Here is a 16,571-nt window from a genome sequence, read left to right on the forward strand (position 1 = left end):
GTGTTCACTCTCATAGAATCCCCTCTCTTCAGCAGGCAATGGCCTGACTATTGGACTGAAGATGAAAAAGGTATCTTCATGGCGTTTCTCGCCAGCCATCCTGATGCTGGAAATGTCATTCCGCGCTCGGGAGGTTGCCGAAAGATACGCTGGAGCATGGAGGGCCGGGGTAAAAGTGGATCAGTGCGGGTCATCTACACCACACAACTGGAGTGCGGAGCAGTCGTCGCGCTACTGATTTATGGCAAGAGCGCCACGGAGAATATTCCGGCACATATCCTGTACAAAATCGCAAAGGAAATGAACCATGCCACTCACTGATAAAGAACTGAAGGAACGTGACGCCAAACGCAATATAGGCGAAGAACTACTCACAGCCATTCAGGATGTCAAAGCGGGACGTTACGGGGCCGTGCAGCACGTTGAGGTCACTCAGGCTGCCGAAGCAAGAAGCAAGACAGGGCTCTCACAACCCAAATTTGCCGAGCTTCTGGGCGTGTCAGTAAGAACCCTTCAAGAATGGGAGCAAGGGCGTCGCGCACCTTCCGGAGCAGCACGTTCGCTACTGCATATTGCGGCCATAAGGCCGGACGTTTTTCGCGAAGTACTCAGTAACGCCTGATCGCGTTACTGCTTCGGGCCAATCACTGGCGGTTGATCTTCAAGCCCTTGCGCCCCGCATGCCGCTCCAGCGCCAGCTCGATCAACCGGCTCACCAGCTCGCTGTAGCTCATGCCTGCCGCCTGCCACAGCTTGGGGTACATGCTGATGCGGGTAAAACCGGGCAGTGAGTTGATCTCGTTGATCAGCACTTCGCCGTCCTGCGTCAGGAACACATCCACCCGCGCCAACCCGGCGCAGCCCAACACTTCAAACGCCTCAATGGCCAGGCTGCGGATCCGCTCGCTGGCGTCATGACTGATCGCCGCCGGCACCACCACCTGGGCGGCCTGGCCATCGATGTATTTGCTGTCGTAGGAATAGAAACCACTGCTCACCACGATCTCGCCACAACCGCTGGCGATGGGCTCGTCATTGCCCAGCACGGCGCATTCGATCTCACGGCCCTGGACGGCGGACTCCACCAGCACCTTCTCATCAAACCCCAACGCCAGTTCAACGGCAGCGCGGTACTCGGCTTCGCTGCCGACTTTGCTTACCCCCACCGACGAACCCTGGTTGGCGGGCTTGACGAACATCGGCACACCGAGCTTGCCAGCGGCCGTTTCAAAAGAGGTGCGCGCCGCATTAGCTCGCGTAAGGGTGATGAACGGCGTGACCGCAATGCCCGCGTCGCGCAGCAAGCGCTTGCTGATGTCTTTGTCCATGCACACCGCCGAGCCGAGCACGTCGGAACCGACGAAGGGCAAGTCCGCCATGCGCAGCAAGCCTTGCAGGCAACCGTCTTCACCGAGGGTGCCGTGGACAATCGGGAAGATCACGTCGATGTGTTCCAGCACGCCCTGGCCAGAGGTCTCTACCACTTGCTGGCTGGCCTTGCCGGGCACCACGGCCAATTCACGGTTGGACTGGTTGAGGGCGATGAGTGCCGGGTTTTCCTGGTTGAGCAGGAAGTTCGAGGTGTCATTGAGGTGCCAGTGACCGGCCTTGTCGATACCGATCAAAACCGGCTCGAAGCGTGAGCGATCAAGGGCATCGACAATGTTGCGCGCCGATTGCAGCGAGACCTCATGCTCAGCCGAACGCCCCCCAAAAATAATCCCTACCCGCACCTTGCTCATGACCCGGCCTCACTGTTGAAAGTAAGGCTTCTTACCATGGGTGGTCAGCGATTCGCTACCCGATGTGCATTGCCCAATACCTGCACAATCGTACAAGACCCCAGCAGACAACCGGTGCAGACTCAGTTAACGTGTTTCCACCTCCTTTTGTGACAAGTCACCATGGGCAACCCCATCCACTCCCTCGACTGGCTGCACCGCGCGCCCCACGCCAGTGGCCTTGACCGTATCGAGGCGTACTTTGCCGGCTTTGCCTTCGACCCTCATCGCCATGACACCTACGCCATCGGGCGCACGTTGTTCGGCGTACAGAGTTTTCATTATCGCGGCGGCACGACCCACAGCCTGCCTGGCACCACCATGGTGATCCACCCCGATGAAACCCATGACGGTCGCGCCGGCAGCGACGAAGGCTTCAAGTATCGGATGATTTATGTGGAGCCGGCGCTGATCCAGCAGATCCTCGGTGGCCAGCCGTTGCCGTTTATCCCCGGCGGCTTGTCCACCGACCCACGGCTGCACCGCGCCAGCGAAGTGTTGCTGCAGAGCCTGGATTGCCCGATAGACCCGATGCAAGAACAAGACGCTATGTTCGACCTGGCCCACGCGCTGAGCGCTGCGTCCGGGGCCCTCATTCGCCCTAAATCCTTCGACTACGTCGCGGCCGAACGCGCCCGTGAATTCATCCACAGCGCCCTGGGCCGCAGCATCACCCTGGATGAAATTGCCGACCATGCCGGCCGCGACCGGTGGGCGTTATCGCGGGATTTTCGTCTGTTGTTCGGCACCAGCCCCTACCGCTATCTGACCATGCGCCGGCTGGACCTGGTGCGCCACTTATTGGCCCAGGGCCAATCGTTGGTGGATGCGGCGATGACCGCAGGCTTTACCGACCAAAGCCACATGACCCGCCAATTTCGCAGCACCTACGGCATGCCGCCATCGCGTTGGGTGAAAATGCTCGGACGCTGAGTACTGGGTTGGACTGTGGGAGCTGGCTTGCCTGCGATGCAGACACCTAGGTGTATCAGGCACACCGCTATCGCAGGCAAGCCAGCTCCCACAGTTGGATGAGGTGGCGTTGCTGGCATTTGGTCATGGTTTGTAAAGGGCCAGCAAGCTGCGTCCCTTTAAATTGCAGGACGTTTCCGAGACAATCCCTGCCGCCTTGTGCCTGTTGGAATCGATGGCTAGTCTTCGGCCCGTCACTGCCTTTTCAGTGATCGGGTTTAGTCGCCCGGACTCTAATCAGGCGCATGGTCCTCCATGAGGTTTTATGGTGGCTGTGCGCAGGGCACCCTCGGGTGCGCCGGATTTTCCTGATTAGCCGGTCGACTAACCTGCGTACAGCCGCCACCCTTCGTTTAGTCGCGACTGGGCCGGCTTCTGCCTCAATCAGGAGTTACACCATGACCAAAGCACTTCCCGATCCACCCATGGATTGCCTAGTCGTCAATGAAGAACTCAGCTTCGAAGACGCTCAACTCTATATTTCCCATCTGATCAACAGCGCATCGGCCACGGTGTGGGACTGTTGCGATCACCTGCAACCCCACGACCGCGCCCGAATCCATGCCGTATGGCACTTGCTGGAGATGGCCAAGACCGTAGTAAACCGCACCCTCGAGTGCATGCCACGAACCTGAAGACACCATAAACCCCATGTGGGAGCTGGCTTGCCTGCGATGCAGACACCTCGGTACATCAGGTACACCGAGGTAATGCCATCGCAGGCAAGCCAGCTCCCACAGTTGATCTTCGTGGCTTTGCGCCTCTGTCAGAGCTGGCGCCCGACAATCGGTTGGCCAATGGCCAGGAAATTCCCGCCCGCCACATGGTGCAACGTGCGCAGTTCATCATGCCCTTCAAAATGCCAGCGGCCCTCGCTGAATACCCGCTCATCAGCATAGGCCGCGACCACTTCGCCCAGGAACAGGTCATAGGTCTGCTGATTATGCGGCTCGGGCAGCAAGCGGCATTCCAGCCAGGCCACGCAGCCTTCCAGCATCGGCGCCTCGGTGTGCTCACCGCTGAAAGTGTGCAGGCCATAGGCTGCGAATTTGTCGGTTTCAACGCCGCGGGTATTGCCCACCGTCTGCACCAGATCAGCCTGCGCAACACAAGGCACCTGCAGCACAAAAGTGCCGGCGCCTTCCAGTAGTTGGCGGGTCCAGGTGGCCTTGTCGAGCACCACCGCGACTTTCGGTGGTTCGAAATCCAACGGCATGGCCCAGGCAGCGGCCATGATATTGCGCTGGCCGTTGTGGGCTGCACTCACCAACACGGTCGGCCCGTGGTTGAGCAAACGGTAAGCCTTGGACAATGGGACGGGGCGACGGAACGTAGGGCTCATGGTCGATCAGCTCTGTAAGCGAGAAAAGACCTACGATACCTCAAGCACAAGCCCGACAGGTCAGCTCGACAGCTGATTGGCAAACTGCCCGACCGCACTCACCACCTTTTGCGCACCGTCCTGAATCTCGACGATCACGGTACCCGCCTCCGCCGCCAGGGCCAGGCCCTGCTCGGCTTGCGCACGACCGTCGGCCATCAAAGCCACCGCGTCGCGGGCCATGTCCTGGTTCTGGCGCACCACACCGACAATTTCCTCGGTGGCTTTGCTGGTGCGAGACGCCAGTTGCCGCACTTCATCGGCCACCACCGCAAAGCCCCGCCCCTGTTCACCGGCACGCGCCGCTTCGATGGCGGCGTTGAGCGCCAAAAGGTTGGTTTGCTCGGCAATGCCGCTGATGGTCTTGACGATGCTGCCGATCACTTGGGACTGGGCATTCAGCGCCTCGATACCTTCGCCGGCCTGCTGCATGTGCTGGGCCAGGTCGCGCATCACGTCCACGGCCTGGGTGACCACAGTGGTACCGCGCTGGGCGCTGTCGTCGGTTTGCAACGAGGTGCTGTAGGCAATATTGGCGGCCTCGGCCACCGCCTGCTCGCGGTTGACCTGGTCGGTAATGACCGTGGCGAACTTGACCACTTTGTACAACCGCTCATTGGCGTCCAGCACCGGGTTGTAGGTGGCCTCCAACCACACCAGGCGGCCGTGGCTGTCCACGCGTTTGAAGCGCGCGGCGACGAACTCACCGGCGTTCAGGCGCTTCCAGAACTGTTGGTATTCGGCACTGTTGTATTCCTGTGGTTCACAGAACATACGGTGATGTTTGCCTTCGATCTGCGCCAGACTGTAACCCATGGCGCCGAGGAAGCGGTCATTGGCGGTGAGTACATGCCCCTCCAGATCGAACTCGATCAACGCGGTAGAACGCATCAGCGCGGTGATCAGGTTTTCATGTTCACGCGAACTCTCGATGGTGCGAGTAAGGTCGCTGGAGAACATCGAAAACTGCTTGATGCGCCCCTCAGAACTGCGCACCGGCTGCACGATTGAGCGCAACCAGGCTTCCTTGCCATTGCCGCGCATCAGGCGCACGGCGCCGGCAAAGTGTTCGCCGCGGGCCAGCGCGTGCTTGAAGCGCAGCTGGAACTCGTCCTGGCGCACGTGGGCCGGCACCAGGTCTTCGATCGCGCGCCCGACAATCTCGCCCAGCGAGTAAGCCAGCTCCTGCAGGAAGTTGGCATTGGCCCACTCCACACGGCCTTCAGGGTCCAGCGTCAGGCAGAGCATTTCGCTTTCCAGGCTCTCTTTCACCTGAAGCAAGCTCGACAATTCTTCGCGCAGAGCGGTCAGCTCCTGCTTCAGGCGGGTATTGAACATGGGGCACCGTTAGGCAAGTGAGGTGGGTGTACTCCCTTGCATCGGCGCTGCCGGGGTTTTCTGAAGAGCGCTTGAGCCCTGGGCCGAACTATATTTTCAACCGCCATTGTTACGGCATACGCCCATGACCTGATATTCCAGGGTATTGAGCTTGCCGCTGGAGTCTTCATAGGTCATGCGCGACGGCACGACGTTGCACGAGCGGATCGGCGGCGTCACGTTGACGACCTTGGCAATGTCCAGGTCCATGCCATAGCGGTAAGCCTGGACCTCGGGCACCGGCTTGCCTTTTTTGATCGCGTAGGCGGCCATGGCTTTCTCATTGCGCTCCATCATCAGGGCAAAGGTGCGATCCCCGCCCCCTTCGGCCAGCGCGCCAAATGACAACACAGCCGTTAATACAGCCAAACCTGCTTTATAAAAGTTCATCGCGGTTTCCTCGACTGAAAAGTTCAGTGTCGAGATTAACCAACCCACCCTGACGCCAGGTTCACCAGAACATTACTTATTTGTTAGATGGCCGTTAGTTTCCAGAATTGTAATCTTCGCGCCATGCAGCTGTTATCCGTCGTTTGCAACTATCAGCCAGGGCCAGATCAATAAGAACGCCCGCCTCTATAAGAAGCCGATAACTGCCATCACCGAGGAGCGCATCATGAGCATTCGTCATTACACCCTTTCCTTTTCACTGATGGCTGCACTGCCCATGGCCGCCATGGCGGTGGAGGACAAGCCCGAGGGTTTTATCGAGGGCAGTCGCATCAACGTGCTGGCACGCAATTTCTACTTCAACCGCGATGACCGCAAAGGCCAGTCCAGCCCCACTGGCAATGGTTACTCCGAAGCCTGGGCCCAGGGCTTTATCGGCAAATTCGAATCCGGTTTTACCCAGGGCACCGTGGGTTTTGGCCTGGACGCGTTCGCCATGTACGGCCTGACGCTTGACTCGGGCAGCGGCCGCAGCGGCGGCAAAGGCTCGTTCGGCGTGCTGCCGGTGAACAGCGACAACCAGCCGGAAGACAGCTACAGCAAAATCGGCGGCGCGGCGAAACTGCGCGTGCTGGACACGGTGATCAAGGCCGGCGACGTGTTCCCACTCACCCCGGTGGTGGCCTACGGCGACTCTCGCCTGTTGCCCGAGAGCTTTCGCGGCGTCACCCTGCAAAACACCAGCCTGGAAGGCTTGAGCCTGCAAGGCGGGCGCCTGAGCGGCATGAGCCAGCCCAGTGAAAGCGGCATGAACAAAGGCTTTGCCACCTTCTATGCAGGCAAGGTCGACTCGCCCTGGATCGCCTACTTCGGCGGTGACTACCAGCTCAACAGCCATCTGGGCTTTAGCCTGTACAGCAGCCGCTTGAAGGACGCCTGGGATCAGTACTACTTCGGCAGCAATGCCAATTACGCATTGACCGACGACGTGTCATTGTTCGGCGACTTCAACTACTACAAGGCCGTGGACGAAGGCCAGAAACGGCTCGGCGAGTTCGACAACAACATCTGGAGCGCCAGGCTCGGGGTCAAGGTCGGTGCCCACAGCCTGGCCGTGTCGCACCAGCGCAACAACGGCGACGATGATTTTGATTACCTGCGCCAGTCAGACTCGATCTTCCTCAACAACTCCATCCAGTACAGCGACTTCAACGCGCCCAAGGAGCGCTCATGGATGCTGCGCTACGACCTGGACATGCAGGCCTTCGGCATTCCCGGCCTGTCGTTCATGACCCGCTACGGCAAAGGCACCGGCGCCGACTATAGCAACGCCAATGCCGTGTATATGCGCCGCGATGCAGCGGGTAACCCCTTGACCGATCAACGCCGCTGGGAACGGGATATCGAGGCCAAATACGTGGTGCAAAGTGGGCGTTTGAAAGATTTGTCCCTGCGCTTGCGCCAGGCCACCGTGCGCTCCAGTGCGTTCGAGTCAGACCTGGAAGAAGTTCGTCTGATTGCCGAATACCCATTGGTCGTGCTGTAGCCCTTACATTCGCTCGCGATTAACTAACATCTGTTCACAAATAGCCAGTTATCAAAATTGTAATATTGGCCTCAGCTTCTCGTTAAGTGGAACTTTCTATACTCGCTTCAACTTATTCACCCGAGCACATTCATCTCTGAAGCTTTTGTGTAGCTCCTTTGGAAAGAGATGAATTTTTAACGCCCCGCTTGGGGCGTTTTTTTTGCCTGCGACACATGCGACCGACGGTCGCAGTTGACCCTAAAGCTACTTTAGCCTTCAGACTTTTCCCACTTCCGAAACCGCCGCCATAGGGACATGGGCGCCTTCTCTCCCCCTAATTCAAGAGGTAACCCCCATGCGTATTCTTGTGGTTGAAGACGAGCAGAAAACCGCCGACTACCTGCAACAGGGCTTGAACGAAAGTGGCTACGTGGTCGACTGCGCCGCCAATGGCGTCGACGGCCTGCACCTGGCAGGGCAACACGCCTATGAACTGGTGATTCTGGACGTCAACCTGCCGGGCAAGGATGGCTGGCAAGTACTGGAAGAATTGCGCCGCAATGGTACCCAGCGCGTGATGATGCTCACCGCCCGTGGCCGGCTGGCTGACAAGATCAAGGGCCTGGACATGGGCGCCGACGACTACCTGGTCAAGCCGTTCGAGTTTCCCGAACTGCTGGCACGGGTGCGCACCCTGATGCGCCGCAGCGAGCACATTCCACAGCCGGAAGTGTTCCGCGTCTCGGACCTGGAACTGGACCCGCGTCGCCACCGCGCTTATCGCGGCGCCCGGCGCATCGACCTGACCACCAAGGAGTTTGCCCTGCTGCAAGTACTGATGCGCCAGGCCGGCGAAGTGCTGACCCGCACGCAGATTATTTCCCTGGTGTGGGACATGAATTTCGACTGCGACACCAATGTGGTGGAAGTCTCCATCAGCCGCCTGCGCGCCAAGGTGGATGACCAGAGCGAGGTCAAGCTGATCCACACTATTCGCGGCGTGGGCTACGTGCTGGAAGCGCGCCCATGAAGACCGGCAGCCTGTCGATGCGCCTGGGCCTGACGGTCAGCATGATGGGCGCTGGCCTGGTTTTGCTGCTAGCGACCCTGGCCTACCTGGCCCTCACCCATGAGCTGGAAAAACTCGCGCGCAAGAACCTGGAAAGCAAGATGGAACAGATCCAGCACAGCCTGGCCCTGGGCCTGGACGCCCATGCCATTCGCGGCCGGCCGCACTCGCTGATGGACCTGGTGATCGGCCACGACAATTTCCACCTGACCATCGTCGGTACCGCGCCCGATAACAGCGTGCTGCTGAACGTCGGCAGCAAGCCCCAGGAGCCACTGCTCACCGACTTCAAGCCACGGGAAACCCTGGGCTACCTCAATTGGGTCGACAGCTACGGCAACCAGATACTCAGTGCCTCCAGCTTGATGCGCCTGGCCAACGGTGAACGCGTGCGGGTGCTGCTGTCCCTGGACCGCATGGACGACCAGGCATTGCTCAGTGCCTACCTGCGCGCCACGCTGATTGCGTTGCCGCTACTGCTGATACTGATTGGCATGGGCGCCTGGTGGCTGGTGCAACGGGGCCTGGCACCGTTGAAGCAGTTCAGCCAGGTGGCGGCGAAAGTCACCACCCAAGACCTCACCCATCGCTTGTCTGTGGACAACCTGCCCCACGAACTGGGTGAACTGGCCCACGGCATCAACGTGATGCTCGACCGCCTGGACGCCGGGGTGCAGCAACTCTCGCAATTCTCCGATGACCTGGCCCACGAACTGCGCGCGCCCTTGACCAACCTGATGGGCAAGGCCCAGTTGACCCTGTCGCGCCAGCGCCCGCCGCAGGAATACAAGGCGGTGCTGGAATCCAACACCGAAGAGCTCGAACGCCTGGCGCGGATTGTCAGCGACATGCTGTTTCTGGCGCAGGTCAGCCACCCGGCGGCCCGGGCCTCATTCACCGAGGTGTCCCTGGCGCAGGAAGCCCAGCGGGTGATGGAGTTGTTTGCCCTGAGTGCCGAAGACAAACACATCACCCTGAGCCTGCGCGGCGATGCCTGGGTGACGGGCGATCGGCTGATGATCCAGCGGGCGATTTCCAACTTGCTCTCCAATGCCATTCGCCACACACCCGAGGCCTCTACCGTGTTGCTGTTGGTGGAGACCTACGAGCAGAGCGTATCGCTGTCGGTGGGCAACCCGGGGCGAGGCATTGAAGCGCACCACCTGCCGCACCTGTTCGAACGTTTCTACCGCGCCGACAGCAGCCGTACCCGTGCCGAGGGCGGCACCGGGCTGGGGCTGGCCATCGTGAAATCGATCATGCATTTGCATCAGGGGCATGCTCATGTCACCAGCCAGCCTGGGCGTTTTACGCGGTTCAGCCTGGTGTTTCCCCAGGCTCTGGAAGCACCGTTGGCCCCCTGTGGGAGCGGGCTTGCCCGCGAAGGCGGTGTATCCGTCAGTACAGGTATCGACTGACCCGGCGCATTCGCGAGCAAGCCCGCTCCCCCAGGGGGGTTGCGGCGTTTTCACGGTTGTCAGGCGGTCTCTTCATCGCGGCGATGAGCCCATTGGTACAACGCCGGCAGCACCAGCAAGGTCAGCAAGGTCGAAGAAATAATCCCGCCAATCACCACTGTCGCCAATGGGCGCTGCACTTCGGCACCGGTGCCGGTGGCGAGCGCCATGGGGATAAACCCCAGGGACGCCACCAGCGCGGTCATCAGCACCGGGCGCAGACGGGTCAACGCGCCTTCGTGGATCGCCACCGATAATGAGCGGCCTTCCTCGCGCAGGTTTCGGATGAAGGCGATCATCACCAGGCCATTAAGCACCGCCACGCCCGACAAGGCGATAAAGCCCACCCCCGCTGAAATCGACAACGGAATATCGCGCAGCCACAGCGCCATGATCCCGCCGGTGAGCGCGAATGGGATGCCGGTAAACACCAGCAGACCGTCCTTGAGGTTGTTGAACATCATGAACAGCAACCCGAACACCAACAGCAAGGCCACCGGCACCACGATGCGCAAGCGTTCAGAAGCCTCCTTCAACTGTTCGAACTGGCCGCCCCAGGTGGTCCAGTAACCGGCAGGGACTTTCACCTGGGTGGTGATGGCGGCTTCGGCCTCCTCGACAAACGAGCCGATATCGCGCCCGCGCACGTTGGCGCTGACGATCACCAGGCGCTTGCCGTTCTCGCGGCTGATCTGGTTGGGGCCCAGCACCAGGTCGAGGCTGGCAACCTGGGACAAGGCGATAAAGCCCAACTGCCCCGAGGTACTACTCGCCAGCGCCGGCACCGGGATCAACAGGCGTGACAAGCCGTCGATATCGGTGCGCAACGTATCGGACAAGCGCACCACCATATCAAAACGCCGATCACCCTCGTACAGCGTACCGGCCTGGCGCCCACCGACCGCGACGGCGATGGTGTCCTGCACATCACCTACATTCAGGCCAAAGCGAGCGGCCTTGTCGCGGTCGATATTGATGGTCAGCACCGGCAGGCCGGAGGTCTGTTCCACCTTCACTTCCGAGGCGCCGTTGAGCTTCTGCAAGGTCTCGGCGATTTCCCCAGCTGTCTGGTTGAGCACCGCCATATCATCGCCAAACACCTTCACCGCCACATCGCTGCGCACTCCGGAAATCAGCTCGTTGAAACGCAACTGGATCGGCTGCGACAGCTCATACACGCTGCCCGGCACAATCGCGCTGGCCCGTTGGATGTCAGCGATAATTGCCTCGCGGGACTTCTTCGGGTTCGGCCATTGGTCCTTGGGTTTGAGCATCACGTAGCTGTCGGAAATATTCGGCGGCATCGGGTCGGAGGCGATTTCCGCCGTACCGGTGCGTGCAAACACCCGCTCGATTTCCGGCACTTGGGCCAGTAAGGTTTTTTCCAGTTGCTGCTGCATCTGCACCGATTGGGTCAGGCTGGTGCCGGGCACACGCAGCGCCTGCTGGGCAAAGTCGCCTTCGCTGAGGCTGGGGATAAATTCACTGCCCATGCGGCTGGCAACCAGACCCGAGACGACGATGGTGAGTGCGGCCAGGCCGAACACCAAGGGCCGACGCACCATCACCCAGTTGAGCACCGGGTCATACACCCGGCGTGCACTGCGCATCACAATGTTTTCTTCTTCCTTGACCTTGCCGGTGACAAACAACGCAATCGCCGCCGGTACGAAGGTCACCGACAGAATCATCGCGCCGAGCAAGGCAATCACCACCGTGAAGGCCATGGGGTGGAACATCTTCCCGGCCACGCCCGTGAGGGCGAAGATCGGCAGGTACACCACCATGATGATCAACTGCCCGAAGATCAGCGCGCGTCGCGCCTCCTTGGCCGCGGCGAACACTTCGTGCAGGCGTTCACTGCGGGTCAGCAACCGGCCATGACGGTGTTGCGCATGAGCCAGACGGCGGATGGCGTTCTCGACGATCACCACCGCACCGTCAACGATAATGCCGAAGTCCAGCGCGCCCAGGCTCATCAGGTTGGCGCTGACTTTGTTGGTGAACATGCCGGTGAAGGTGAACAGCATCGCCAGCGGAATCACCATCGCCGTGATCAGCGCTGCACGGATATTACCCAAGAACAGGAACAACACCGCCACCACCAGCAATGCACCTTCGAAGAGGTTTTTCTTCACCGTGGCGATGGCTTTTTCCACCAGGTTGGTGCGGTCGTAAACAGTGACAGCCACCACGCCTTCGGGCAGCGAGCGGTTGATCTCCTCAAGCTTTTTCGCCACCGCCTGGGACACGCTGCGGCTGTTCTCGCCGATCAACATGAACACCGTGCCCAGCACCACCTCACGGCCGTTTTCGGTGGCGGCGCCGGTACGCAGCTCACGACCAATGTCGACCTGGGCCACATTGCGCACGCGGATCGGCGTGCCGTCCGAGGTGGTGATGACAATGTTGGCGATGTCGTCGATAGACGCCACCTGGCCCGGCGCGCGGATCAACAACTGTTCGCCGCTGCGCTCGATGTAACCGGCGCCGACGTTGGCATTGTTGCGCTCCAGCGCCGTGACCAGATCGTTGAGGGTCAGGTTGTAAGCGGCCAGGCGCTTGGGGTCTGGCGCAATCTGGTATTCCTTGGCGAAGCCGCCGATGGTATTGATCTCGGCCACGCCTGGCACGTTGCGCAGCTGCGGTTTGATGATCCAATCCTGGATCACCCGCAGGTCGGTGGGGGTGTAAGGCGTACCGTCCTCTTTGCGCACACCGTCCTCGGCTTCGACGGTCCATAAGAAAATTTCCCCCAGGCCAGTGGAAATCGGCCCCATCGCAGTTTCGATGCCGTCGGGCAATTGCTCGCGCGCCACTTGCAGACGCTCGTTGACCAGTTGGCGGGCAAAGAACAGGTCGGTGCCGTCCTTGAAAATCACCGTGACCTGGGACAAACCGGAACGCGACAGCGAACGCGTCTGCTGCAGGCCCGGCAGGCCGGCCATGGCGGTTTCGATGGGAAAGGTGACGCGCTGCTCGGTTTCCAGCGGCGAAAAACCGGCCGCCGCCGAGTTGATCTGCACCTGTACGTTGGTGATGTCAGGTACCGCGTCGATGGGCAGTTTCTGATAGCTGGCGATGCCGACACCGGCCATCAACAGCACCGCCAGCAACACGATGATGCGCTGCTCGATGGCGAATTGGATAAGGCGCTCAAACATGGGGAATCACTCGCAGGATCAATGGGCGTGTTCGGCCGAGCCTTTGCCCAGTTCGGACTTGAGGATGAAGCTGCCAGCCGTCGCCACCAGCGCGCCGGCCTCCAGGCCTTTACGCACTTCGACGTAACCGTTTTCACTGACGCCCAGTTCAAGATGGCGGGTGATAAAGCCGTCCGCCGTGCGCACAAACACCGAGGGTTTGTCCTCGACGGTCTGGATAGCGGTTTGCGGCACGGTGACCTTGGCCTGGTAGGTATCGGTGGCCACTTGCACGGCCACGAACAAGCCCGGGCGCCAGGCGTCGTCAGGGTTGGGGACCGTCACCCGCACGGTAGCGGTGCGCGTCTGCTCACCGAGCAAGTTGCCCACATAGGCCACGGTACCCAGCACTTCGGTGCCCATTTCCGTCGAGCTGACTTTCACCGGTTTGCCCACGCGAACCTTGTTCAAGTCTTTGGGAAATACGCCGAAGGTGACCCACACCTGGGACAGGTCCGAGAGGGTGAAGGCATTGCTGGTTTCACTGACCACCTCGCCCACCCCCAGGTGTTTTTCCACCACCACACCGGCGAAGGGCGCACGCAGTTCATAACGATTGCCGCCGGCCAATACGGCAGTGCCGCTGAGGGCAGTCATTTTTTGCCGCGCATTGTTCAGGGCGATTTCGGCTTCTTGCAGAGTTTGCCGCGCCAGCAGGTAATCCTGTTCGGCAGAGATTTTGTCCTGCCACAACTGACGCTCGCGCTTGAAGGTAGTGCGCGCCAGTTCGACCCGCCGCTCGCTGGCGGCCAATTCGCTGCGCTGGTCGGAAATCTGCTGGCTGGCGATCACCGCCAACAGTTCGCCCTTCTTCACCGACTGGCCCAGGTTGACCTTCACCGCCTCCACCACGCCCGCCGCACGGGGCACGATGTGGGAGGTACGGTCTTCATCAAAACGCACCTCGCCCGGCAGCGTCAGCACGGTGCTGATGGCACGCGGTTGCGCCTGGGCCAACTGGATGCCGGCGGCTTGAATCTGCTGCTCGGTGAGTTCGAGCTTGCCTTCTTCTTCCTCGGCGTGGGCGAAGCCGGAAAGCATCAGGCCCAGGGCGACGGCGAGCGCCATGCCATGTTTTTTGTTCATCAGGAGACTCCAGGAAAAATCAAAAGCGGGCGAGGTCGCCGTAAATGCGTTCGATGCGTACCCAGGCCTCGGTGGCCTGGGCGGTGGCCGCAAGGTATTGGGTGCGGGCCGCGATCAAGGTGCGCTGGGCGTCGAGCACGTCGAGGAAGTTGAACTTGCCCATCTCGAAGCCACGGGTGGCGCTGTCTACCGCACTTTGTGCGGCGGGCAGGATCTGCTGGTTGAACGCGCGCACTTCGGTGTTCGCGGTTTGCCACAGGTCCAGGGCCTGGCGGGTTTCGGTGCGCAGGCGCAGTTCGGCGGCGTTGCGCAGGTCGCGGGCCTGGTCGGCGCGTCGAGTGGCCGCGAGGATGTTGCCCTGGTTGCGGTTGAACAACGGGATCGGCATCGACACGCCCACCAGGTTCACCCGTTCGCGCACGCTGGCGTCGTATTGGCTGCCGATGGACACGTCCAGGTCCGGAATGCGCTGGGCTTTTTCCAGGCCCACGCTGGCTTCGTTCTGCACAATGTTGAGTTCGGCCAGGCGCAATTCGGCGGTCTGCTCAAGGCGTGCCAACAATGGCGCGGCGGCGGGTAACGCCGGTACGGAAGTGCTTGGCGTGGCGACGACCTGGAAGTCGGTGGCGGCGCTGCCGGTGCTGGTGGCCAGACGACGGTAGGCGTCAGTGAGGCCAATCCGGGCGCGGTTCAATTCCAGGCGGATTTGCGACACCTGCACCTGGGCGCGAGTGGCTTCCACGGGTGACGACTTGCCAGCAGTGACGCGCCCGTTGGCGACCACCAGGCCGCGTTCGGCAAGCGTCATGGAGCGTTGCGCCAGGTCGAGGCGTTCCTGGGCACGCAGGGCGCCGTAGTAGCTGTCGATGACCTCGGCGCGCAACAAGTTGCGACGCTGCTCCAGGGTCAGCGCGGCGGCATCCTGGGCGCGGGTGGCCACTTCGATACGCGCACCGCGCTTGCCGCCCAGTTCCAGGGTCTGGCTGAGTTTGATGCTGGTGGTGCGGCTGTTGCGGCGGGTGTCTTCGGCGTCCCAGGAGGCCACCGGATTGGGGATCAAGCCGGCCTGTTGGCGGCCGCCTTCGGCGATGTCGATTTCCCATTGTGCGGCCGCCAGGTCCGGGTTGTTGGCGAAGGCGGTTTGCAAGGCAGCATCGAGGGTGAGGGGTTGTGTCTGGGCGGCGTTTGCGGATATCCACACTACCAATGCCGCCGCCCCCAACAGTGTTCTAACAAAAATTGCCATAACGAGAGTTCCACGCCCATGAAGTCGCTGAGGTTTCCCAGCGGGGGCAATGTAGCTTTCGGTACTTATCAGGGCCGTGGGCGAAAGATTACAAATCCGTTAGCCAGGCTCAGGCATGCACTTCGTCGTGATCGTCATGTTGAAAACCCTCGCCCTCGACCTGGATCGTGGCGTGGGAAATATCGAACTGTTCGTGCAGTAACTCCGTCACTCGGCTGAGGATCTGTTGCTCAGTGCCCTGGGACGCATCCGCGACCAGATGCGTACTCAGCACGTTCTTGCCACTGGTGAGGGCCCAGATATGCAGGTCGTGCACGTCCCTGACCCCCGGCACGCTGCGGATGGCCTGCTCCACCTGCTCGATGTTCACACCCTCCGGCACACCTTGCAGCAGGATGTTCATGCTCGCCTTGAGCAACGTCCAGGTGCGCGGCAATACCCAAAAGCCAATGGCGGCCGCGACCACGGAGTCAACCCAACCCCAGCCAGTGAACATGATCACCAGCGCGGCAATGATCACGCCGACGGAGCCCAGCATGTCGCTCCAGACTTCCAGGTAGGCGCCCTTGACGTTAAGGCTCTCGCCACTGGCAGCGCTGAGCAGGCGCATGGAGATCAGGTTGACCACCAGCCCCAGCAGCGCAATCACCAGCATGCCGGTGGACTGGATTTCGGCGGGCACCTGCAGCCGCTGGTAAGCCTCGTACAAGATGTAGAACGCCACGGCGAACAGCAGTAATGCATTGAAGGCGGCCGCCAGGATCTCGAACCGCGCATAACCGAAGGTGCGCTTGCGGTCTGCCGGGCGCTTGGCGACCTGGATCGCCACCAGGGAAATCGCCAGGGCCAGGGCGTCGGTCATCATGTGCGCTGCATCGGACAACAGCGCCAGGCTGCCGGTGACAAAGGCGCCGATGACTTCGGCCAGCATGAAACTGCCGGTCAGCCCCAGGGCGATCCATAACTTGCGTTCGTGGCCGGCGCGTACTTGGGCGTGGCTGTGTCCTGCGCTCATGAAATGTCCTCGTGGGTTGGGATGGGGCGGATCATAGAGCTATAGGCCAGTTCCACTGGCATGGTT

Annotated in this window: 15 protein-coding genes and 1 pseudogene; 7 read left to right on the forward strand and 9 right to left on the reverse strand. The window is 60.8% G+C overall.

What is annotated here, in order from left to right; genetic code table 11:
• Window positions 1–78: 78 nt before the first annotated feature.
• Together BOP96_RS17705 and BOP96_RS17710 are read left to right on the forward strand one after the other, a co-directional pair.
• Window positions 79–321: a hypothetical protein gene (locus BOP96_RS17705; protein ID WP_197986766.1), complete on the forward strand. Its 243-nt coding sequence runs from the start codon at window positions 79–81 to the stop codon at window positions 319–321.
• On the forward strand, window positions 308–622 hold the full coding sequence (locus tag BOP96_RS17710; RefSeq protein WP_019817027.1) for a helix-turn-helix domain-containing protein: 315 nt from the start codon (window positions 308–310) through the stop codon (window positions 620–622). Before BOP96_RS17705 ends, BOP96_RS17710 begins: the two co-directional genes overlap by 14 nt.
• 22 nt (window positions 623–644) lie before the next feature.
• Here the strand turns inward: BOP96_RS17710 and ddlA are convergent, their stop codons facing one another.
• The gene (ddlA, locus tag BOP96_RS17715) at window positions 645–1,742 is read right to left on the reverse strand and encodes a D-alanine--D-alanine ligase (RefSeq protein ID WP_038448779.1); all 1,098 of its coding nucleotides are present in this window, start codon (window positions 1,740–1,742) and stop codon (window positions 645–647) included.
• Window positions 1,743–1,904: 162 nt separating this feature from the next.
• Between ddlA and BOP96_RS17720 the strand changes: the two genes are divergently transcribed.
• Window positions 1,905–2,714, forward strand: coding sequence for an AraC family transcriptional regulator (locus BOP96_RS17720; protein WP_060766646.1), 810 nt, complete (start codon window positions 1,905–1,907; stop codon window positions 2,712–2,714).
• Window positions 2,715–3,151: 437 nt separating this feature from the next.
• Window positions 3,152–3,388: a DUF6124 family protein gene (locus BOP96_RS17725; RefSeq protein ID WP_014716802.1), complete on the forward strand. Its 237-nt coding sequence runs from the start codon at window positions 3,152–3,154 to the stop codon at window positions 3,386–3,388.
• A 131-nt stretch (window positions 3,389–3,519) separates the two neighbouring features.
• Here BOP96_RS17725 and BOP96_RS17735 read toward each other — a convergent pair whose 3' ends face one another.
• The 4 genes and pseudogenes from BOP96_RS17735 to BOP96_RS17745 all read right to left on the reverse strand — a co-directional run bounded on the left by BOP96_RS17735 (window position 3,520) and on the right by BOP96_RS17745 (window position 5,901).
• Complete coding sequence (locus BOP96_RS17735) at window positions 3,520–4,095, reverse strand: flavin reductase family protein (RefSeq protein WP_020301444.1); 576 nt, start codon at window positions 4,093–4,095, stop codon at window positions 3,520–3,522.
• A 60-nt stretch (window positions 4,096–4,155) separates the two neighbouring features.
• Window positions 4,156–4,587, reverse strand: a complete 432-nt coding sequence (locus BOP96_RS30910; RefSeq protein WP_370712620.1) for a methyl-accepting chemotaxis protein — start codon at window positions 4,585–4,587, stop codon at window positions 4,156–4,158.
• A 108-nt stretch (window positions 4,588–4,695) separates the two neighbouring features.
• Window positions 4,696–5,472: pseudogene (locus BOP96_RS30915) on the reverse strand (PAS domain-containing protein); the annotation flags it as partial.
• 96 nt (window positions 5,473–5,568) lie between these two features.
• A complete protein-coding gene (locus BOP96_RS17745) occupies window positions 5,569–5,901 on the reverse strand; it encodes a DUF2790 domain-containing protein (RefSeq protein WP_060766647.1) in 333 nt (110 codons plus the stop codon).
• Window positions 5,902–6,127: 226 nt separating this feature from the next.
• On the opposite strand from BOP96_RS17745, the gene BOP96_RS17750 reads away from it, so the two are divergent.
• From BOP96_RS17750 to BOP96_RS17760, 3 genes are all read left to right on the forward strand, one after another.
• On the forward strand, window positions 6,128–7,447 hold the full coding sequence (locus BOP96_RS17750; protein ID WP_073453480.1) for an OprD family porin: 1,320 nt from the start codon (window positions 6,128–6,130) through the stop codon (window positions 7,445–7,447).
• A gap of 337 nt (window positions 7,448–7,784) precedes the next feature.
• Entirely contained in the window at window positions 7,785–8,459 is a 675-nt protein-coding gene (locus BOP96_RS17755) for a heavy metal response regulator transcription factor (protein ID WP_073453482.1), read from the forward strand.
• The gene (locus tag BOP96_RS17760) at window positions 8,456–9,916 is read left to right on the forward strand and encodes a heavy metal sensor histidine kinase (protein ID WP_073453484.1); all 1,461 of its coding nucleotides are present in this window, start codon (window positions 8,456–8,458) and stop codon (window positions 9,914–9,916) included. Before BOP96_RS17755 ends, BOP96_RS17760 begins: the two co-directional genes overlap by 4 nt.
• Before the next feature lie 59 nt (window positions 9,917–9,975).
• Here BOP96_RS17760 and BOP96_RS17765 read toward each other — a convergent pair whose 3' ends face one another.
• From BOP96_RS17765 to BOP96_RS17780, 4 genes are all read right to left on the reverse strand, one after another.
• Window positions 9,976–13,119 carry a CusA/CzcA family heavy metal efflux RND transporter gene (locus BOP96_RS17765; RefSeq protein ID WP_073453485.1) on the reverse strand — a complete coding sequence of 1,048 codons (3,144 nt, stop codon included), beginning with the start codon at window positions 13,117–13,119 and terminating at the stop codon, window positions 9,976–9,978.
• Between the two features lie 18 nt (window positions 13,120–13,137).
• Window positions 13,138–14,244, reverse strand: coding sequence for an efflux RND transporter periplasmic adaptor subunit (locus BOP96_RS17770; protein ID WP_073453487.1), 1,107 nt, complete (start codon window positions 14,242–14,244; stop codon window positions 13,138–13,140).
• 19 nt (window positions 14,245–14,263) lie between these two features.
• Complete coding sequence (locus BOP96_RS17775; protein ID WP_073453489.1) at window positions 14,264–15,490, reverse strand: TolC family protein; 1,227 nt, start codon at window positions 15,488–15,490, stop codon at window positions 14,264–14,266.
• 109 nt (window positions 15,491–15,599) lie between these two features.
• On the reverse strand, window positions 15,600–16,505 hold the full coding sequence (locus tag BOP96_RS17780) for a cation diffusion facilitator family transporter (protein ID WP_073453491.1): 906 nt from the start codon (window positions 16,503–16,505) through the stop codon (window positions 15,600–15,602).
• Window positions 16,506–16,571 lie beyond the last annotated feature (66 nt).

Source organism: Pseudomonas sp. FSL W5-0203, assembly GCF_001896155.1.
Lineage (GTDB): Bacteria > Pseudomonadota > Gammaproteobacteria > Pseudomonadales > Pseudomonadaceae > Aquipseudomonas > Aquipseudomonas paracarnis.